This is a genomic window from Rhizobium sp. PAMB 3174, assembly GCF_052908375.1.
Genome location: NZ_CM128608.1, coordinates 574,722 through 593,510, shown reverse-complemented (window position 1 = coordinate 593,510; position 18,789 = coordinate 574,722). Strand labels below are relative to the sequence as shown.

The window sequence follows — 18,789 nt, the reverse complement described above, 5'->3', positions numbered from 1 at the left end:
CGCCGTCAGGCGACGTTGAGGATGGCATTCTCTTCCGTCTGCTTGCCGACCGTATAGGGCAGGATGCGGCGGAAGACTTCCATGCCGAGCATATGCGCATTGTGCTGCGCCTTGTCGAGGTTGCTGACGCGCTGGGCATCCATCGTGTAGAGCGTCTCGCCCGCCCCGAACACATCGCGGAAGGCCGAGCGTTCGATGATCGGCGTGTCGAGGAGATGCACCCGCTTTTCCTCGAGAAGCGTCTTGACGGCCTGCAACGCCCGCGTCGTGACCATCGGATTGATGCGCGTCAGCACGACCGAGTGCGGGATGTGAATGCCGGCCCGGACCTTCAGATATTGCAGGATCTCGATCACGTTTGCAGCACCCTGCGCGTCCATGGCCGAGCCCTGGACCGGAATGATCACATATTGTGAATGCCCGAGCGCCTGCGCCAGAAGCGGGCTGCGTGAGCCGGGCAGGTCTATGAGGACGAAGTCGTTCTTGGCCTTCGCGCCCCGGATATTGCGATCGAGATTGGCAGCCGAGACATAGGACACGACGGAAAGCCTGGACGGAACATTGGTGCCGAGCTGCTCATACCACTTCGAGATCCAGTTCTGCGGATCGCAGTCGAGGACGGCGACGGAATAGCCCATGCGCTCAAGCTCGCACGCGATGATCAGCACCGCCGTGGTCTTGCCGGCCCCGCCCTTGGTATTCGCGAAAGTGATGACCGTCATGATGTGCTCCGAAGCTGATGGCAAGCAGACATTTCCGAAGAAAATCATACAGTTTCATGGTTAACCGACTACTAACGTCGAAGCACCTCGACAAGCTTCGGTCGCCCTTTCCTCTCCTCACAGCGCAACATTGCAATGCCGCTATGCGGCACTCATGATGCCGACCGTTTGACGGCGGGACAGGACAAACTCGAACAGTCGTGACGTTTCCCTGTCGTCGCTGACGGCGGCGATCCGCGCCCACGCCGCCTGGAAAAACAGCTTGCCCGTCAGCGTCATGAATTCATGGGCATGCGAGGCCGGATCGGCGTCTGCCAGCAGAGCGGCGCGCATCGCCCGCCAGCGATCACGCAGCCCCATCACGTCGGGATGGTCCGTGAGCCGGGCGATCAACGCGTCGAAAGCCTCGGCGCCAGCACCGCCGTTCGCCCGAAGCCCGCGCGTTACCGTCGCCAGCGAATGAATGCCATTCGCGCCCTCGTAGATCGACGTGATCCGCGCGTCACGCCATGTCTGGGCCACCCGGTACTCGTTGAGGTAGCCGTATCCGCCAAGGATCTGGATGCCGAGATCGGCCGACCGGATGCCCGCCTCCGTGCAGAACACCTTGCAGACCGGCGTGAGGAAATCGACGAGTGGCCCGGCATCGCCGCGGGCCTGTTCGACCAGTGTCACATGCACCATGGCGCGGCTGCCAAGCGCGAGCGTCCGCTGCTCGTCAAGCATCCGGCGCACGTCGGCATGGTCCGACAATACCGCCGAAGCGCCGTCGTCCCGGCGGCCCTGCACGCGCTCGCCGGCATAGGCGGCGGCGATGGCGGACGCGCGGGCGGCATGGGCCACGCCCTGCAGCGCGACATCGAGCCGGGCATGGTTCATCACCGTGAACATCGCCTTCAACCCCTCGCCCTCCTTGCCGACGAGTTCTGCCGGGGTGCCGGAGAACGCCATCTGGCAGGTAGGCGACGCGTGAAGACCAAGTTTCTCCTCGATCCGCGCGATGCTGACCGTCGCCCCGGCCCGGGAACGGCTGGTGAGAAAGAGCGACAGGCCTTTGACGCCATCCTCCGGCGCACCGGTCCGGGCGAGAACCAGATGCAGAATGTCATCCGACATGTCCTGGTCGCCGCCGGAGATAAAGACCTTTTCGCCATCGAGGCGCCAGCCATCCCCGTCGCGCAGCGCGCGGGTGCGGATGCGCGACAGATCGGAACCGGCGCCGGCCTCCGTGAGGCACATGGTCGACAGCACCTCGCCCGCCGCCAGACGCGGGATCCATTCGGCCTGCTGCGCTTGACTGCCGAAGGCCAGCAATGTGGAGACGGCACCCGGAACGAGATTGCAGACCATCTGCAGCGAATGGCACGCGCCGGAAAAGATTTCCGAGACACCGGCCGCGACGAGCCCGCCCTGCCCCATACCGCCGAAATGCTCCGGCACCGTCAGCCCTTGCCAGCCCATCTCGGAGAGCTGGCGGAAAGCTGAGGCAAAGCCGTCCGGCATCTGCACCCGGCCGTTTTCAAGCCGGCCCCCCTGCCGATCACCGGTCTCGTCCAGGGGAGCGATCACGCCCTCGGCGAAGTCGGAGAAATGACGGAGAATACCCTCGGCAAGCTCCTGATCCCATTCAGGCAGCGAAGCCGCGTCCGCCACCCGCGTCAGCGAGAAGAGGATGTCATCGACGGGAGCGGCAAAGGGGATCATGGGGCAACGCCCAAGAGGCGCATGGCGTTTTCCTTCAGGATCAGCGGCCTCACCTCGTCCTTGAAGTCAGCCTTGTCGAAGGCGTCGAGCCACTTTTCCGGCGAGATCATCGGCCAGTCGGAACCGAACAGCATCTTCTTCTTCAGAATGCTGTTGGCGTAGCGCACCAGGATAGGCGGGAAATATTTCGGCGACCAGCCGGAAAGGTCGATATAGACGTTCGGCTTGTGCTGGGCGACGGCCAGCGCCTCCTCCTGCCAGGGAAAGCTCGGATGGGCGGCGATGATGTTCATGTCGGGGAAATCGACGGCGACATCATCGAGATACATCGGATTGGAGTATTTGAGCCGCATACCGTTGCCGCCGCGCATGCCCGACCCCACCCCCGTCTGGCCGGTGTGGAACAAAGCCACGCAGCGGTGTTCGGCCAGAACCTCGTAAAACGGATAGGCCATGCGGTCGTTTGGATAGAATCCCTGCATGGTCGGATGGAACTTGAAGCCCTTGATCCCATGCTCCTCGACCAGCCGCCGCGCCTCGCGCACCGCCATCTTGCCCTTCCATGGGTCGATCGAGGCAAACGGAATGAGGATATCGTCGTTCTGCCTGACGAGTTCCAGCACCTCGTCGTTGGAATAGCGGCGATAGCCGGTCTCCCGCTCGGCATCGACAGGGAAGATCACCGCGGCGATGTTCTTCTCGCGGTAATGCGCCGCCGTTTCCGGAATGGTCGGCGGATGCGTCCATGGCGCGCCGAAGTAGCCGGCCATGGTGCATTGCAGTTCGTCATAGCCGTCGTCGGCATGGCAACCGCAGGGCTCCTCGGCATGGGTGTGGATGTCGATCGCGCGGACCTTGGCAAAATCCACCATTTGATACCTCCGTCAGACGCGTATCAGCGCCGGGTCTTCGTTGTCGTAAAGGCGCTCGAGCAGACGGGCCCGGCGCGTGATGATCTTGCGCACGTTGAGCGAGCCCTTGTCGGTGAGCTCGCCATCCTTGAGCGACGGCGGTTCGGCAAGGATCATTGCCCGACTGATGCGTCGGCCGGACCCGGTCGCGGCTTTCGCCATGGCCCTCAGCCGTTCCTCGATCATCGCCTGCAGGATACTGTCGATCACGGCGCCATCCGAGCAGTTGTCGCCGTGCACCTGGTCGGGGCGCGGAAATATGAAGAGACCGATCGCGTCCCGGTCATGGCCGCAGACGACGACGTCCTGAACCAGCCCCCGCAACCCCTCCAGCGCGTCGAGCCGCAGCTTGCCGGCCTGGACCCAGGTGCCCGTCTGCAGCTTGAAATCTTCCGACACCCTTCCGTCGAAGGTCAGGCCACGGTCGGGATCGCCGGGGTCGACGAAGCGGACCGCGTCGCCGGTCTTCAGGAACCCGTCCTCATCGAAGGCCTCGGCCGTCTTGTCCGGATCGGCGTAGTAACCCGGCATGATGTTTTGGCCCTTGACCCGCAATTCGCACCGCATCTCCTCGTCCGGGATCAGCTTGATCTCGGTGCCGGGCAGCGGCACGCCGATGACGCCCGAGCGGCCGATCGGCTCGTGCACCATGACGGTCGCCGGCGCGGTCTCTGTCATGCCCCAGCTCGAGATCATCAGCGGGATACGGCCCCGCAGTTTCATCGCCATCGTTTCCAGGCTGGTCCAGACATCCTGCGGCAGCGAGGCGCCGGCATAGAAGATCATGTCCAGATCGCGGAAATAGGCCTCGCGCAGGACGGCATTCGTCTCCATCTCCCGCACCAGCATGGAAAATCCCACCGGCACGTTGAAAGAAAGCGTTCCCGGCCGCTCGATGGTGTTGCGGACGGTTTCGGCAAACAGCGCCTTGGTCGGCTTGCCGTTGTCGATCGTCAGCGTGCCGCCATGCGCCAGCATCATGTTGAGATTGTGCGACCCGCCGAACACATGGTTCCAGGGCAGCCAGTCGCAGATGCTCGGTGGGCGATCCTTGAGGAAAGGCAGCACCGAAGCCATCTGCGACTGGTTCGCGCACATCATCCTCTGTGTCGTCAGGACACCCTTCGGATCGGAGGAGGAACCGGAGGTGAAGAGGATTTTGGCGACGGTGTCCGGCCCGACGGAGGCCAGGCGTTCGTCGACATCGACCGCCGGGTCTCCCGCCAGAAGATCGGCGAACGGCGTCACCGGCCGTGGGGCGCCGTTCGTCCGGCTGGCGACGATTTCCACGCCGGCAAGTGCAGGCAAGCCAAGAGCGGCGGCATAGACGCTCGCGTCCTCGACGAAGGCGAGCATCGGCCTGACCTTCTCGACGATGTAGAGCAGCCGGGCATGGGCCTCCGGGATCAACGAATACTGTTCGGCAAGCGGCACGGTCGGCACGCCGGCGAACTGGGCGCCGTAGGACAGCAAGGCATGGTCGACCGAATTGCCGGAGAGGATGACGATCGGGGTTTCCGGCCCCAGTCCACGGGCAACGAGCGCCGAGGCGATGGCGCGGACATGCCCGAGCGCCTGGGCGTAGGTGACATCACGGAAGCCATCGCCAGCCCGCTCCGACAGGAAAACGCGATCGGGCGCGGTCCGCGCCCAATGATGCAGCCAGTCAGCCGTGCGACCGACGACCGGATCGAGCGGAAGATTGGACGTCAGCAGGAGATGCCCGTCCCGCCTCTGCATGGTCACGGAATGGCGCACGGTGCGCAGCGCTGTCATCGTCTCAGTCATCCGACTGCTCCCGCCGGCGCTTTGCACCGCTGCGCGCCGCCCGGCTCAACAGGGTCCGCAAGACATCGAGTTCCTCGACCGAGAGATCGGCAAACATTGCGACCTCATGGTTCTGAACGGCTGCTTCCGCCCGGCGCCAGAGATCAGCCCCCTCCGGCGTGATCTGCAGGGCATAGGCGCGCCTGTCCGTCTCTACCGGCATGCGCCCCACGGCGTTCAGCTCTTCCAGCTCGTCGACGACGACGACGACCCCGGAGCGCTTGATGTTGAGCACCTGCGACAGCCGCGTCTGCGAGATGCCGGGACTGGCGGCAATCACCGCCAGTGCAGAAAAGGTGCCGACCCGCAGGCCGAGCGGCGCCAGCGTCTCGCTGATGTCCTCCTGGACCGGGATGAACGCCCGTTTCATGTTGTAGCCGACGAACTGGCGCAGCAGCCGGTCGTCCGGCGCCTTGACGTCGAGATTCTGGTTGGCAACGGCATTGGTGGACACTGGCAGGCCCTCCTCAGTTCGCGACAAGATCGACCAGCCAGTAACTCAAGGCCGGGAATGTGATGATGATGGCGATGCGGGTGAACTCCGCCATGATGAAGGGCAGCGTGCCGCGGAAGATCTGCGTCATCGGGATATCCTTGGCGAGCGCCGAGATGACGAACAGGTTCATCCCGACCGGCGGCGTGATCAGACCCATTTCGACGACGATCAGCGAAATGATGCCGAACCACATCGCCATGTGCTCCGGCGTCAGCCCGAAATCGAGCGCCATGACCGTCGGAAAGAACACCGGCACCGTCAGCAGGATCATCGACAGGCTGTCCATCAGGCAGCCCATGACGAGGTAGAAGACGACCATCGCCAGCAGGATCAGCATCGGCGGGATTCCCGAACCGGCGAATAACTCGGCCACTTCCACCGGCATGCGGCTCAGCGCCAGCGCGACGTTGAAGAGATCGGCGCCGAAGACGATGGCGAAGATCATCGCCGTCGAACCGGCGGTGTCCACCAGGCTGTCGAGGATCGACCGCAGGCTGAGACCACCCTTGAGGATGCCCAGGACCAGGGTGAGCACGACACCGATCGCAGCACCCTGCGCCGGCGTGAAGAAGCCGCCATAGATGCCGCCGAGAACGATGACGAAGATCAGCGCCACGTGCCAGATGTCGCGCAGGGTGCGCAGCCTCTGGCGAAAATTCTCGCGCTCACTGGTCGGCCCTTCCGACGGATGCAGCCGGACATAGACCGAGATGGCGATCATGAAGCCGATGACCGCCATGATGCCCGGAACCGTCGCGGCCAGGAACAGCTTGACGATGTTCTGCTCCGTCAGGAGCGCATAGATAATAAGCACCACCGATGGCGGGATGAGGATGCCGAGCGTACCGCCGGCGGCAAGCGCACCGGAGGAAAGCGCACCGGAAAAGCCGTGCTTGCGCATTTCCGGCATCGCCACGCGGGTCATTGTCGAGGCGGTCGCCAGCGACGAGCCGGAGATCGAGCCGAACAGCGCGCAGCCCGCCACTGCCGCCATCGCCAGACCGCCACGTCGGTGGCCGATCCAGGAGCGCGCGGCTGCGAAGATGGACGCCGAGATGCCCGAATTTGTCGCCAGGTGCCCCATCAGGATGAAGAGCGGCACCACGGCAAAGTCGTAGGACATGAACTTGTCGACCCAGGCCGACTTTAGATAGGCGGTCAGGCCGGCAAGCGAGCTCAGCTGGATATAGCCGGCGGCGCCGACGAGACCCATGGCGAGCGCGATCGGCATGCGGATAAAGATCAGGATGAAGAGGGCAACGATCAGGACGATCGCGATGGCGAAGGGCGTCATGTTTCAATCCCGGTGCGGAAACTGCGGGGAAAGGCGGCTTCGAGGACCTGGATGGCCGCCACCAGAGCGGACATGCCGGTGCCGAGGATGGCCGGCCAGTAGACCCACCAGATCGGCGCGCGCAGCAGCATCGTCTGGTCGCCGTAGCCGCGCATGTCGATCATGCCCTGCACCAGTTCCCAGCAAAGGAACGCCCAGGCGAGCGCGAAGATCAGCGTCCAGAGAGCATCGATGGAGCGATTGGCTGGTCCCGGCAGCCAGTTGGTGAACACGTCGACCATGACGTGTCCCCTGGAAAGCTGGCAGAGCGGCAGGAAGAGCGATGCACAGGCGGCGCAGGAAATTTCCACCAGTTCGAACTCGCCGCGCACCGCGCCGAAGCCGAAGGTCGCGCCGAGCACGGACAGGGTGACCGTAATCGATGCACCGAGCACCACCAGCCCGCCGAGGCCGGCGAGCGCCGTGCACAGGACGCGGAGCGTCCTGGACAGGAGGGTATCCCCCTCCTGTCCAGCCTCTACTGGAAGGCGTTCAGACATGATCAGCTCTCGTCAAGCAGTGCGTTTGCGCGCGCCATGATGGCAGCACCGTCAAGGCCGGCCTTGTTGAGCTTTTCGGTCCATGCCGCATGGATTGGCACGGCTGCCTCTTGCCAGGTGGCGATTTCTTCGGCCGGGATTTCGACGATCTTGTTGCCCTGCTTTTCGACAACCGATCGGCCAAAGGCCTCGAAGGCATCGAACTGCTTGCCGATCCGGTGCGACAGTTCCATGCCGGATGCGGCATCGATGACGCCGCGAAGGTCGTCCGAAAGGCTTTCGTATTTCGCCTGGTTCATGACGAAGGCGAAGGTGTTGGCGTAAAGGCCACGCGCCGCAGGCGCCGGCTCGGCACTGAACGACGTCAGCTCCTGCAGCTTGAAGGCGGGTACCACTTCGAACGGCAGGCAGCAGCCGTCGATCACGCCGCTCGACAGCCCGACCACCATTTCCGTGACGGGGAAGAAGACGACTTCCGCGCCGAGCGAGGTCAGCATGTCGCCCGTCGCCTGGTTCGGCGCGCGCAGCTTCAGGCCCTTCAGGTCGGCCTTGCTGAGCACCGGCGCGTTGCGGGTGTGCAGCTTGCCGCCGGCATGGGTGTGATAGGCGAGAACCTTCATGCCGCGATATTCGTTCGGGCCGAACTCGTCCATAAGCTTGTGCATGGCGACCGATGACTTCTCCGCCGTTGTCACCATGAACGGGTTGGACATGGTTTCGGCCACCGGGAAGCGGTCCGGCGTGTAGACCGGCAGCGTCCAGGCGATGTCGCAAATGCCCTGGCGTGTCTGGTCGACAAGCTGCGGCGGCTTTCCGCCGAGCTGCATGGCCGGGAACATCTGGATCTCGATCGCCCCGTTGGAGGCCTTCGCGATCTCGGCGGCCCAGGGCTCGAAAAACTGCTTTTGCATCGGGGCAACTCCCGGCAGGAAGTGATGCAGCCGAAGCGTCACCTCGGCCGCATGCGCCCGCGTCAGGATTGCCGGCGTGGCCAATGCCGCGCCGATGGAAGCCAATACTGTACGTCTTGTGAAGCTGGTCATCGAAGTTCCTCCCACTATCTCGACCTTCAATTCACGCTTGTCGCGTCTACCGGAAATCCGGCTTTCGCTTCTCCAGGAAGGCTTTAAGGCCCTCCACGGCATCTGCGCTTGTCTGCGACACGGCGGCGGCGAGGCTCTCGGTGAAGAGACCGTCGGCGCGCGACATGTCGGATATCCGGCTGATCGCCTGGATCATCATGAAATTGGAAAGCTGGGCGTTGTCGGCGATCTTCAGCGCCAGTTCGCGCGCCATCGCCATCGCCTCGCCTTCACCCACCGCATAATGCGCGAGTCCGAGCGCCAGCCCCTCCTCGGCACCGTATTTGCGGCCCGTCAGCATCATCTCGCACATTCGGTCCGAGCCGATGATACGGCCAATCTTGACGCTGGCACCGCCACCGACGAAGATCCCGCGCCGCCCCTCCGGCAGCTGGAAAATGGTCGAAGGCTCGGCGATACGCACATGCGTCGATGCCGCAAGCTCCAGCCCGCCGCCGATGACCGCGCCGAACAGCGCGGAGACGACGGGAAGGCCGGAAAACTGCACGAGCTCCATGACCCGGTGCCAGTTGCGCGAGTGGCGCATCGTGTCTTCTGCATCGCGAGCGACATGCTCGCTAAGGTCCAGACCTGAACAGAAATGGCCGGCCGTTCCGGTCAGGATGACGACGCGCACACCCTTTGGCGGCCGGCTGAAAAAGGCATCGATCTGATCGAGCAACGCGTCGCACATGGCATTGCGCTTTTCCGGTCGGTTCATCCGGAGGATTGCCAGCGGTCCATCGATTTCGACGGTCAGCATCTGGTTCGCATCCCCGGGTTTGACATGTGCCTGTGACAAGAAACGTCTCCTACTTGATTGGCATGCGCGCGCTGGCATCGAGGCGGATGACCGAGCCGTTCAGCATCGGATTTTCGATGATCGCCTCGACGAGACGGGCGTACTCCTTCGGCTCGCCCATCCTGGACGGGAAAGGCACGGATTTCAGGATTTCCGCCCGAACGTCATCCGGCAGGCCTTCGCTCATCGATGTCTCGAACAGCCCCGGCGCGATCGCCATCACCCGGATGCCAAAGCGCGCGAGCTCGCGCGCGGCCGGCAGCGTCATCGACACCACTCCGCCCTTGGAGGCAGAATAGGCGGACTGGCCGATCTGTCCGTCCTCGAAGGCGACGGAGGCCGTATTGATGATGACCCCGCGTGCGCCGTCAGCGTCCAGAGGCTCGGCCGCAGCCATCGCCCGAGCGGCGAAGCTCATCACCGTATAGGTCCCAAGCAGGTTGACATGGAGGGTGCGCTCGAAAGCGCCGATGGAAAGACTTCCGTCGCGCGGCAGGATACGGGCGGCCGTTCCGATGCCGGCGCAGGAGACAGCAATTCGCGGGGTTCCGAGTTCATCGACGATCCGGGCAAAAGCGGCGCCGACCTCGGCTTCGCTGGAAACATCAGCGCCAATCGCCAGCCCGCCGATCTCGACGGCGACTGTGGCAGCGGCACTTTCGGACAGGTCAATACAAGCGACCCGGGCGCCAAGCCCGGCCAAGTGGCGCGCGGTCGCGGCACCCAAGCCGCTACCCGCTCCCGTCACCACGGCAACGTGTCCCTTGATCATCGACAATTCCTCCCTGTTGATATTTGTTATTCAAAAATATTGTTCTGTCAATGAACAATATGCAATCATAACAAAATCGGGAATTGCTCGCCGAATATGCCAAATGGACGTGCCGGACCGCGTTCGCCCGGCATGTCCTTGAGGGCGTAGTTCCGGCCGACTGGCCGGCAGCAGCCGGACCTGCCTAGCTAGAACGGCAGGCCGACGTAGTTTTCCGCAAGCGCCGTCGACGCCGCACGCGAATGGGTCAGATAATCGAGTTCAGCTTCCTGGATCTTCTGGTCGAAGTCGAGCGTGTCCGGGAAGCGATGCATCATTGTCGTCATCCACCAGGAGAAGCGGACCGCCTTCCAGATTCGTGCGAGCGCCCGGGACGAATAGGCGTCAATCCCGGCGTCCGACTTTTCCTTGTAGTGTTCGAGCAACCCCTGGAACAGGTAATGCACGTCGCTTGCCGCCAGGTTCAGTCCCTTGGCGCCGGTCGGCGGCACGATATGCGCCGCGTCGCCAACAAGGAACAGACGGTTGAAGCGCATCGGCTCGGCGACGAAGGAGCGCAGCGGCGCGATCGACTTTTCGAACGACGGCCCCGTCGTCACCTTTTCGGCATGGAAGGCAGGCAAGCGGCGACGCAACTCGTCCCAGAACCGGTCATCGCTCCAATCCTCGATCTTCTCGTCGAGGGCGCACTGGATGTAATAGCGGCTGCGGGTCGTCGAGCGCATGGAGCAGAGCGCGAAACCGCGCGCATGGTTGGCATAGATCAGCTCGTGGTTGACCGGCGGCACGTCGGCCAGAATGCCCAGCCAACCGAAGGGATAGACCTTTTCATAGGTGCGGATCGCGCCGTCGGGCACCGACTTGCGGCTGACACCGTGGAACCCGTCACAGCCGGCGATGAAATCGCAGTCGATGCGATGCGTGACGCCATCCGTCTCATAGGTGACGTAAGGCTTTTCGCCGGCAAAATCATGCGGCGTGACGTTGGCGGCATCGTGGATCGAAAGGCCGCCGGTCTCCTCGCGACGCTTCATCAGGTCGAGGGTCAGTTCCGTCTGGCCATAGACCATCACGCGCTTGCCGCCGGTCAGGCCGAACAGGTCTATCCGGTGATCGCGTCCGTCGAAGGCAAGCGAGAAGCCGTCATGCGGCAGGCCTTCGGCGTGCATGCGCTTGCCGGCATTCGCCTCGTCCAGAAGCCGGACCGTGCTTTCCTCCAGAACGCCCGCGCGGACGCGGCCAAGGATGTACTCCTTGCTGACACGATCGAGAATAACATTGTCGATGCCGGCATCCGTCAGCAACTGGCCGAGCAGAAGCCCGGACGGACCGGATCCGATGATGACGACTTGAGTACGCATTTTTCCTCCTGCGGCCGCGGCTCCCACCGCGGCTCCTTCCTCCCGGACCTGTGTCTGGGATCATTCGATTGCAGGAGAAACTTGCGTTTTGACAGGTCTTATCTCAATGGACTTTTCCGTCAAAAACTTGCACAAATCGAACATAGAGCATCAGGAAGCACGCATGCGCCAACCCGTTCCGACATATGATCTCTACGGCGAAGAGAGCGTCGACAGACCCGATTTCTGGATGCATTGCGAAACCATACCCGCCCGCAGCCGGCTGCATCACTGGGAAATCGGGCTGCACCGGCACGAGAATTTCTTTCAGATCCTGTACATCGCGGACGGTTCCGGCGATGCCGTGTTCGGCGAGCGCACGCGGGCGTTCGCCCCGCCGGCAATCATCACCGTGCCGCCGACGGCAAAGCACGGCTTTCGCTTTTCCAGCGATGTCGACGGCTTTGTCTTCACCATTCTCGCCTCGCATCTGCCGGCGGCTCCGGGCGGGCGAAGCAGGCTTGGAAGCTGGCTAGCAAAGCCGCACCTGACCATTCTCGGCGACAGCGACGACGGGCGCTATATCGCCGAGACCCTCAAAAGAATGGCAAACGAATGGGAGACCCGGCGCGGCCATCGCACCGCACTGCTCGACAGTCACCTGATGACGGTGCTGATGCTGACCGAGCGCCTGGACCAGCTGCGTCCCGACGAGGGTGCGAAGGACGAGACCGTCAACGAACGGCGCATGGAGGTGTTCAATGCCCTCCTGCAGCAGCACTACCTCACCCACCGGCCTGCGGCCTTCTATGCAAGCGAACTGAACATTTCCCCAACCCATCTGAACCGGGTCGTGCGCGCGGCGACCGGCAAGAGCGTGCAGGAAGTCATCGCCGGAAAATTGCTGTCGGCAGCCGGCCGCCAGTTGGTCTTCACGCGAGCGAGCGTCCAGGAAATCAGCTTCAGCCTCGGCTTTTCCGATCCCGCCTATTTCTCGCGTTTCTTCGTTCGCCACACCGGCCTGTCGCCGCGTGCTTGGCGCATCGCGGAACGGCGCAAACTCGGCGCCTGACAGCGACTACCCCAGACGATAGACCGGCTCCCGTCAGGCGAAGTCGCGACGCAGGCTCTTGCCCGTCTTCGCATCGAAGAGATGCAGCTTTTCAGGACGTGGGGCGACCACGACCTGCTGACCGGGCTTGAATTCGTGCCGCTCGGAAAACACCGCGACCAGTTCGCTTTCGCCATAGCGCAGGAAGACCATGGTTTCGTGGCCCGTCGGCTCCGTGACGATCACGGTTGCCGTAAGCCCGCTGTCGCCGAGCAACAGGTGCTCGGGCCGAACGCCGAGCAGCACCTGCTGACCGTCGGCGGCCTCGGGTTTGAAACCCAGCGGAATTTCATCCCCGGTTTCGGAGACGAACAGGCCGCGCTCGGCCTTGTAGATACCCTTCATCAGGTTCATCGACGGCGAACCGATGAAGGTCGCGACGAAGGTGTTGTTCGGCCGGTCGTAAAGTTCCAGCGGCGTGCCCATCTGCTCGACATTGCCGCCCTGCATCACCACGATCTTGTCGGCCATGGTCATGGCCTCCACCTGGTCGTGGGTCACGTAGACGGTCGTCGTCTTCAGCCGCTGGTGCAGCTCCTTGATTTCCTTGCGCATCTGCACGCGCAACTTGGCGTCGAGGTTGGACAGCGGCTCGTCGAACAGGAACACCTGCGGCGAGCGCACGATGGCGCGGCCCATGGCCACACGCTGGCGCTGGCCGCCGGAAAGCTGGCGCGGATAGCGGTCTAGATAGGGAACGAGGTCGAGCGTCTCGGCGGCGGCCTGCAGGCGCTGTTTGATGACGTCGGCGGGCATCTTCTTCAGCCGCAGCGCGAAGACCATGTTCTCCGCGACCGTCTTGTGCGGATAGAGCGCGTAGCTCTGGAACACCATGGCGATGTCGCGATCCTTCGGCGGCAGGTTGTTGACCACCTTCCCGCCGATCGAGATCGTGCCGCCGGTGATGCTTTCCAGACCGGCGACCATGCGAAGAAGGGTCGACTTGCCGCAACCCGACGGGCCGACCAGCACGACGAACTCGCCGTCATTGATATCGATGTCGATTCCGTGAAGAACGTTCAGGGCGCCATAGGCTTTCTTTGCCCCGGAAATATTGACCTCAGCCATCTCGCTCCCATCGCCTCGCGCCGGACCGTCCTCACGGAACCGGAACCCGAAGCTTCCTTTCAAAAGTCGCGAATTTTCCACGCGGAAACCGGGCAAAATGCGCCCCGAACCGCTTCCGAAAAGCCCGCGATACCCTCCTCCATGAAACGTTTCATTTCATATTGACATTTTCCAGCTCCCGTCTAATGCTCGTTGCCGAGACCGAGAGGAGCGGTTTCACGCAAGATATGAAACGTTTCATTTTCTTGCTTACCAGATAGTTCTGCCCGAGACCAGCGCAAAAATCGGACCGGCAAGTGACGCCTCCGGGCCCTGCGGGCAGCACATCAGACAAACGTGGGAGGAGACCACATGAAAGTCGAGATATACGATGCATTGATGCGCCGGCATGCAAGCCGCCGCGACATCTTGCGCGGCACGGCAAGTGCTGCGGCCCTGCTGGGCGTTTCGGGTGCGATCGGCGGCCTGCCGGGAATGGCATTCGCCGAAGACGACATCCGCGCGCAGATCCTGCAGATCCCTGGCGTCGGCAAGGGTTCGCCGACGGACGCGGACTACCAGAAGGTCGGCGAGCTCTGCCTCGGCCCGACCAAGGCAAACGTGAAGGAAGGCGAATTCGCCGGCGTTGAGCTGACTTTCATGGGCCTCAACAACCAGAACCAGCACAACTTCCTGTTCCGCGGCTTCCTGAAATCGTGGGAAGCCTATACCGGCGCCAAGATCAACTGGATCGACCTGGCGCAGGCCGACTATAACGCCCGCCTGCAGCAGTCGATTGCCACCGGCACCGTCGACTTCGACATCATCGAAATGGGCGCCCCGTTCGAAGGCGACACCGCCGGACGCGGGCTTCTGGACGAGATGCCCGACTGGGTCGGCAAGCAGATCGAATCCGACGACCTCGTGGACTATCTGAAGCCGCCGGTCGGCACCTGGGACGGCAAGACCTATCGCGTCACCATCGACGGCGACTGCCACACCTTCGCCTACCGCAAGGACTACTTCGGCGAAGGCTCCGTCAGCGGTAAGGCGGAGCCGCCGAAGACCTGGCAGGAAATCAACGAAGTCTCCAAGGCGGTTATCGGCAAGACCGACCCGCTCACCGGCCTTCCGACCTACGGCTTCCTCGACCCGCTCAAGGGCTGGGGCGGTTTCGGCTTCTACTTCCTCGAAGACCGGGCAACGCCGTATGTGAAATATCCGGGCGACGCCGCATGGCTGTTCGATCCGGACACGATGAAGCCGCTCGTCAACAATCCGGGTTGGGTCCAGGCGATCCAGGACGTGATGGACCTCATCGCAGCCAACGCCTATCCGGCGGACCAGATCAACGCCGATCCGGGCACCACCGCCTTCTCGCAGTTCCTCGCCGGCACGGGCTCCATGCTCACCTGGTGGGGTGACGTCGGCGCGGCCGCCCGCACCTCCGACACCTCGGTCGTCGGCGATGTCGTCGGCTTCGGCATCAACCGTGGCTCCGACAAGGTCTACAACCGCAAGACCGGCGCCTGGGAGGAAAAGTACAACGAAGCCCCGAACATGGCCTATCTCGGCTGGGGCATCTATGTGACCAACCGCGTCTCCGGCGACGAGAAGAAGCGCAAGGCCGCCTGGTCTGCCGCCGCCCATCTCGGCGGCAAGGACCTGTCGCTCTGGACGTCGGCCTATCCGTCCGGCTTCCAGCCCTACCGCCAATCGCACTTCAAGTACGACGAATGGGAAAAGGCCGGCTACGACCGCGCCTATATCGAGGACTTCCTCGGTTCGAACGCCGACAGCTACAACCATCCGAACGCTGCCATCGAACCGCGCATCCCCGGTATCTTCCAGTACTATTCCGTTGCGGAAGACGAACTGGCGAAGGGCTTTGCCGGACAGTACAAGTCGGCCCAGGAAACCGCGGACGCGATTGCCGCCGCCTGGGAGAAGATCACCGATCAGATCGGCCGCGAAAGCCAGCTGAAGCTGTACCGCGCGAGCCTCGGGCTCTGATCTCCTGAACCGATCACGCCGGCGGAACCTTCCGTTCCGCCGGCGTTCAAAACGGCCCGGACGAGGAATATCATGTCGACAACCGAAGGCGACCTGCTGCACACGGTCGAAACCGGCTCCATTTCCACGAGCAGGCGCTTCTGGGGCCATGCGGCCCTATGGCTGAGCGCCCTATGGCTGGTTGCATCCTTTTTTCTGCAAGCGGCCCAGGATCTTGGCTGGACGGAGTTCGGCTTCGACAACTGGCGGCCGGTGCTCTACGCCTATTTCATCTGGGCGTTCGTTCTGTGCGTGACCCGTGTGATCATCTACGGCGAATCCGGCAAGAAGGCGCTGTTCGTGCTGCCTGCAGCCCTCTTCGTCGTGTCGATGGTGGTGTTTCCGCTGCTGTTTGCGCTCTGGGTCGGATTTTCCGATTGGAACCTCGCATCGCTGACGGGCCGTCAGTTCAACGGGCTCGATAATCTCAAGCAGATGATCGCCGATCCGTTCTACGGCAATGCACTCCTGAACATGGTCTATTACTGCCTGGCGATCGCCATCGAATACGCGATCGCCTTCGGCCTCGCGCTGCTGCTGAACCAGGAGATTGTCGCCCGCAAGTTCTGGCGCGTCACCTTCCTGGTGCCGCTGATGCTGTCGCCGGTGGCGATCAGCTGGATGGTCGGCAAGTCGATGCTGGAGCCCCGCTTCGGCCCGATCGCGCGGTTTGCCCGCTGGCTCGGCTGGGAGAACCCCTCCTTCTTCGGCGATCCGCTGACGGCGCGCCTCTCCATCATGATCATGGACGCCTGGACCTTCATTCCCTTCATGATGATCATGCTGCTGGCCGGCCTTCAGGCCCTCCCGCGCGAAGTGCTGGAGGCAGCCGAAGTCGACGGCGCCACGAAATGGCAGCGCTTCTGGCAGGTCATCTTCCCGCTGATGCTGCCGGTCTCCGTCACCGCCGTGATGATCCGCATCATCTTCAAGCTGAAGCTCGCCGACATCATAATCACCGTGACTTCCGGCGGGCCCGGCGGCGCCACAGATTCCGTGACCAGCTTCATCTACCGCGAATATCGTGACCGGTCGAATGTCGGCTACGGCACATTACTCGCACTCGTCTATCTGGTGATCATCGTCATCGGCATGACCGGGCTCATGAAGATATCGGACCGGATCGTCCGCCGCATGACAGGGAGGCTCTGATGGCTTCGATCGATCTCGACAAATTCGACCGCGGCCAGCGCCTGCGCTGGTGGGGCATGCGGTTCGTCGTCTACGGTCTCCTGACGCTCTGGGCGATCATCTGCATCTTCCCGCTGTTCTGGACCGTCACGACCTCGTTCAAGACGGCCGCCGACGTCATGCGCGGCAATCTCGTGCCGTGGCTGAACTTCCACCCGAACTGGCTCGGCTGGCGCTCTCTCGGTCTTTCACCCGATACGATCTTCGCGACCTCCACGGTGCGCGAGGAGTTCATGCGCCGGCTGTGGAACAGCATCATCATTTCGGGAACGTCATCCGCGCTCGCGGTCGTCCTCGGATCGCTGGCAGCCTATGGCCTCAGCCGCTTCTCCTACAAGTTCGGCTACATGCGCAATTCGGACATTTCCTTCTTCTTCCTCTCGCAGCTGATCATGCCGCCCGTCGTGCTCGCCCTGCCCTTCCTCGTTCTCTACAAGGAGCTGGCGCTGCTCGACACCTATGCCGGCATGATCGCCATCTACACCCTGATGGTGCTGCCGATCGTCATATGGATCATGCGCGACCAGTTCGCGACGGTACCGGTGGAGCTCGAGGAAGCGGCCCTCGTCGATGGCCTGTCGATCTGGGGCGCCTTCCTGCGCATCATCGTACCGCTGGTAGCGCCGGGCATGGTCGCCGCCTTCATCCTGGCACTGATCCTGTGCTGGAACGAGTATTTTTTCGCGGCCCTGCTGACTTCGACCAATACCAACACGCTACCGGTGATGATCGCCAGCCAGACCGGCAGCCAGGGCATCAACTGGTGGTCGATGGCAGCCTTGTCGACGGCCGGGATCCTGCCTCTTGTATTCGTCGGCGTCCTGCTTGAAAAACACATCATCGCCGGCATGACTGCCGGTGCGGTGAAGTAAGAGCGGTGAATTCGAGATGGACAAGATACCCACAGTCAAGGATGTCGCCGTCGAGGCTGGCGTCTCCGTGGGTACGGTCTCGCGGGTGCTTGCCGGCGAGGCTGCCGTCAAGCCGGCGCTCCGCGACAAGGTCAACGAAGCCATTTCGACGCTCGGCTACCGGCCGAACGTCATGGCGCGGGCCCTGCGCACCAGCAAGACCGATGTCATCGGCCTGATTGTCCCCGACATCACCAATCCGTTCTTCGGCCAGATGGCGGCAAGCGCCGAGATCGCCGCCTCCGAGCACAAGCATTCGCTGATGCTCGGCAGCTCCCACAACGACCATGCCGCCGAGCGAAGCCACATGCTCGCCTTCCTCGACCGTTCGGTGCGCGGCATCATCGTGGTCGCCGCCAGCGACAGCCCGGCCTCCCGCCTGAAATCTTCCGTACCGATCATCTCGCTCGACCGCCGCTTCGGCAGTTACCCGCTGGTCTCGACCAACCACGCGCAGGCGGCGGCCCTCGTCGCCGACCATCTTTTCGAGCTCGGCCACCGTCGGATCGCCTATATCTCCGGTCCCGTGGACACCGAAGCGGGCCGCGCCCGGCGCGACGGCTTCGTCAATCGGATCAATGCGCTCGGCGACACCATCGACCTCGAGATCTTCTACGGCAAGTTCGACTATGAATCCGGCGAGGCAGTCGCGCGCAAGCTGCTGTCGCGACCGGCAGGCAAGCGCCCGACGGCGATTGCGGCAGCCAGCGACCAGCAGGCGATCGGCGCATTGCGGGCGGCCCGCGACCTCGGCATCGACATACCCCGCGAACTCTCCGTTACCGGCTTTGACGACATCCACCTCGCCAATCTCGTCGTGCCGCGACTGACCACCGTGCACCAGCCGACCGACGAACTGGCGAGGCGTGCCGTCGAACTCCTGTTCGAAGCCCATCCACACCCGGCCGACGAAGCCATGAGCGCTACACTCGTGGTGCGCGGCTCGACCGGGCCACCCGTCGCATATCGCAATTGAAACGGAATTGAA

17 protein-coding genes are annotated in these 18,789 nt (G+C 63.1%); 5 read left to right on the top strand and 12 right to left on the bottom strand.

What is annotated here, in order from left to right:
- Positions 1-5: 5 nt before the first annotated feature.
- From ACU5AY_RS02820 to pobA, 11 genes are all read right to left on the bottom strand, one after another.
- Positions 6-722 (bottom strand): AAA family ATPase, encoded by a 717-nt coding sequence (locus ACU5AY_RS02820; protein WP_446827921.1) that lies wholly within the window; start codon positions 720-722, stop codon positions 6-8.
- A gap of 141 nt (positions 723-863) precedes the next feature.
- Complete coding sequence (locus tag ACU5AY_RS02815; RefSeq protein WP_446827920.1) at positions 864-2,426, bottom strand: acyl-CoA dehydrogenase family protein; 1,563 nt, start codon at positions 2,424-2,426, stop codon at positions 864-866.
- On the bottom strand, positions 2,423-3,298 hold the full coding sequence (locus ACU5AY_RS02810; protein ID WP_446827919.1) for an amidohydrolase family protein: 876 nt from the start codon (positions 3,296-3,298) through the stop codon (positions 2,423-2,425). Before ACU5AY_RS02810 ends, ACU5AY_RS02815 begins: the two co-directional genes overlap by 4 nt.
- Before the next feature lie 12 nt (positions 3,299-3,310).
- Positions 3,311-5,125: a feruloyl-CoA synthase gene (locus tag ACU5AY_RS02805; RefSeq protein ID WP_446827918.1), complete on the bottom strand. Its 1,815-nt coding sequence runs from the start codon at positions 5,123-5,125 to the stop codon at positions 3,311-3,313.
- A complete protein-coding gene (locus ACU5AY_RS02800; protein WP_446827917.1) occupies positions 5,118-5,618 on the bottom strand; it encodes a MarR family winged helix-turn-helix transcriptional regulator in 501 nt (166 codons plus the stop codon). The genes ACU5AY_RS02805 and ACU5AY_RS02800 overlap by 8 nt, the downstream gene beginning before the upstream one ends.
- Before the next feature lie 13 nt (positions 5,619-5,631).
- The gene (locus tag ACU5AY_RS02795; protein ID WP_446827916.1) at positions 5,632-6,954 is read right to left on the bottom strand and encodes a TRAP transporter large permease; all 1,323 of its coding nucleotides are present in this window, start codon (positions 6,952-6,954) and stop codon (positions 5,632-5,634) included.
- Entirely contained in the window at positions 6,951-7,493 is a 543-nt protein-coding gene (locus ACU5AY_RS02790) for a TRAP transporter small permease (protein ID WP_446827915.1), read from the bottom strand. Before ACU5AY_RS02790 ends, ACU5AY_RS02795 begins: the two co-directional genes overlap by 4 nt.
- A 2-nt stretch (positions 7,494-7,495) precedes the next feature.
- A complete protein-coding gene (locus ACU5AY_RS02785; RefSeq protein WP_446827914.1) occupies positions 7,496-8,536 on the bottom strand; it encodes a TRAP transporter substrate-binding protein in 1,041 nt (346 codons plus the stop codon).
- A gap of 46 nt (positions 8,537-8,582) precedes the next feature.
- Positions 8,583-9,377, bottom strand: coding sequence for a crotonase/enoyl-CoA hydratase family protein (locus ACU5AY_RS02780; RefSeq protein ID WP_446827913.1), 795 nt, complete (start codon positions 9,375-9,377; stop codon positions 8,583-8,585).
- 10 nt (positions 9,378-9,387) lie between these two features.
- A complete protein-coding gene (locus ACU5AY_RS02775; RefSeq protein WP_446827912.1) occupies positions 9,388-10,149 on the bottom strand; it encodes an SDR family NAD(P)-dependent oxidoreductase in 762 nt (253 codons plus the stop codon).
- 188 nt (positions 10,150-10,337) lie between these two features.
- Positions 10,338-11,510, bottom strand: coding sequence for a 4-hydroxybenzoate 3-monooxygenase (pobA, locus tag ACU5AY_RS02770; protein WP_446827911.1), 1,173 nt, complete (start codon positions 11,508-11,510; stop codon positions 10,338-10,340).
- Between the two features lie 163 nt (positions 11,511-11,673).
- Between pobA and ACU5AY_RS02765 the strand changes: the two genes are divergently transcribed.
- Positions 11,674-12,561, top strand: a complete 888-nt coding sequence (locus tag ACU5AY_RS02765; RefSeq protein ID WP_446827910.1) for a helix-turn-helix domain-containing protein — start codon at positions 11,674-11,676, stop codon at positions 12,559-12,561.
- A gap of 33 nt (positions 12,562-12,594) precedes the next feature.
- On the opposite strand, the gene ACU5AY_RS02760 is transcribed toward ACU5AY_RS02765, so the two are convergent.
- Complete coding sequence (locus ACU5AY_RS02760; protein WP_446827909.1) at positions 12,595-13,668, bottom strand: ABC transporter ATP-binding protein; 1,074 nt, start codon at positions 13,666-13,668, stop codon at positions 12,595-12,597.
- 351 nt (positions 13,669-14,019) lie between these two features.
- Between ACU5AY_RS02760 and ACU5AY_RS02755 the strand changes: the two genes are divergently transcribed.
- From ACU5AY_RS02755 to ACU5AY_RS02740, 4 genes are all read left to right on the top strand, one after another.
- The gene (locus tag ACU5AY_RS02755) at positions 14,020-15,660 is read left to right on the top strand and encodes an extracellular solute-binding protein (RefSeq protein WP_446827908.1); all 1,641 of its coding nucleotides are present in this window, start codon (positions 14,020-14,022) and stop codon (positions 15,658-15,660) included.
- Between the two features lie 72 nt (positions 15,661-15,732).
- Positions 15,733-16,851, top strand: coding sequence for a carbohydrate ABC transporter permease (locus ACU5AY_RS02750; protein WP_446827907.1), 1,119 nt, complete (start codon positions 15,733-15,735; stop codon positions 16,849-16,851).
- Positions 16,851-17,762 carry a carbohydrate ABC transporter permease gene (locus ACU5AY_RS02745; RefSeq protein ID WP_261929245.1) on the top strand — a complete coding sequence of 304 codons (912 nt, stop codon included), beginning with the start codon at positions 16,851-16,853 and terminating at the stop codon, positions 17,760-17,762. Before ACU5AY_RS02750 ends, ACU5AY_RS02745 begins: the two co-directional genes overlap by 1 nt.
- Positions 17,763-17,778: 16 nt before the next feature.
- Complete coding sequence (locus tag ACU5AY_RS02740; RefSeq protein WP_446827906.1) at positions 17,779-18,777, top strand: LacI family DNA-binding transcriptional regulator; 999 nt, start codon at positions 17,779-17,781, stop codon at positions 18,775-18,777.
- Positions 18,778-18,789: the final 12 nt, after the last annotated feature.

What these genes read in the sequence shown, in the direction of transcription:
- ACU5AY_RS02820 (WP_446827921.1), bottom strand. Translation starts at nt 722, where the DNA reads ATGACGGTCATCACTTTCGCGAATACCAAGGGCGGGGCCGGCAAGACC.
- ACU5AY_RS02815 (WP_446827920.1), bottom strand. Translation starts at nt 2,426, where the DNA reads ATGATCCCCTTTGCCGCTCCCGTCGATGACATCCTCTTCTCGCTGACG.
- ACU5AY_RS02810 (WP_446827919.1), bottom strand. Translation starts at nt 3,298, where the DNA reads ATGGTGGATTTTGCCAAGGTCCGCGCGATCGACATCCACACCCATGCC.
- ACU5AY_RS02805 (WP_446827918.1), bottom strand. Translation starts at nt 5,125, where the DNA reads ATGACTGAGACGATGACAGCGCTGCGCACCGTGCGCCATTCCGTGACC.
- ACU5AY_RS02795 (WP_446827916.1), bottom strand. Translation starts at nt 6,954, where the DNA reads ATGACGCCCTTCGCCATCGCGATCGTCCTGATCGTTGCCCTCTTCATC.
- ACU5AY_RS02790 (WP_446827915.1), bottom strand. Translation starts at nt 7,493, where the DNA reads ATGTCTGAACGCCTTCCAGTAGAGGCTGGACAGGAGGGGGATACCCTC.
- ACU5AY_RS02785 (WP_446827914.1), bottom strand. Translation starts at nt 8,536, where the DNA reads ATGACCAGCTTCACAAGACGTACAGTATTGGCTTCCATCGGCGCGGCA.
- ACU5AY_RS02775 (WP_446827912.1), bottom strand. Translation starts at nt 10,149, where the DNA reads ATGATCAAGGGACACGTTGCCGTGGTGACGGGAGCGGGTAGCGGCTTG.
- pobA (WP_446827911.1), bottom strand. Translation starts at nt 11,510, where the DNA reads ATGCGTACTCAAGTCGTCATCATCGGATCCGGTCCGTCCGGGCTTCTG.
- ACU5AY_RS02765 (WP_446827910.1), top strand. Translation starts at nt 11,674, where the DNA reads ATGCGCCAACCCGTTCCGACATATGATCTCTACGGCGAAGAGAGCGTC.
- ACU5AY_RS02760 (WP_446827909.1), bottom strand. Translation starts at nt 13,668, where the DNA reads ATGGCTGAGGTCAATATTTCCGGGGCAAAGAAAGCCTATGGCGCCCTG.
- ACU5AY_RS02755 (WP_446827908.1), top strand. Translation starts at nt 14,020, where the DNA reads ATGAAAGTCGAGATATACGATGCATTGATGCGCCGGCATGCAAGCCGC.
- ACU5AY_RS02750 (WP_446827907.1), top strand. Translation starts at nt 15,733, where the DNA reads ATGTCGACAACCGAAGGCGACCTGCTGCACACGGTCGAAACCGGCTCC.
- ACU5AY_RS02745 (WP_261929245.1), top strand. Translation starts at nt 16,851, where the DNA reads ATGGCTTCGATCGATCTCGACAAATTCGACCGCGGCCAGCGCCTGCGC.
- ACU5AY_RS02740 (WP_446827906.1), top strand. Translation starts at nt 17,779, where the DNA reads ATGGACAAGATACCCACAGTCAAGGATGTCGCCGTCGAGGCTGGCGTC.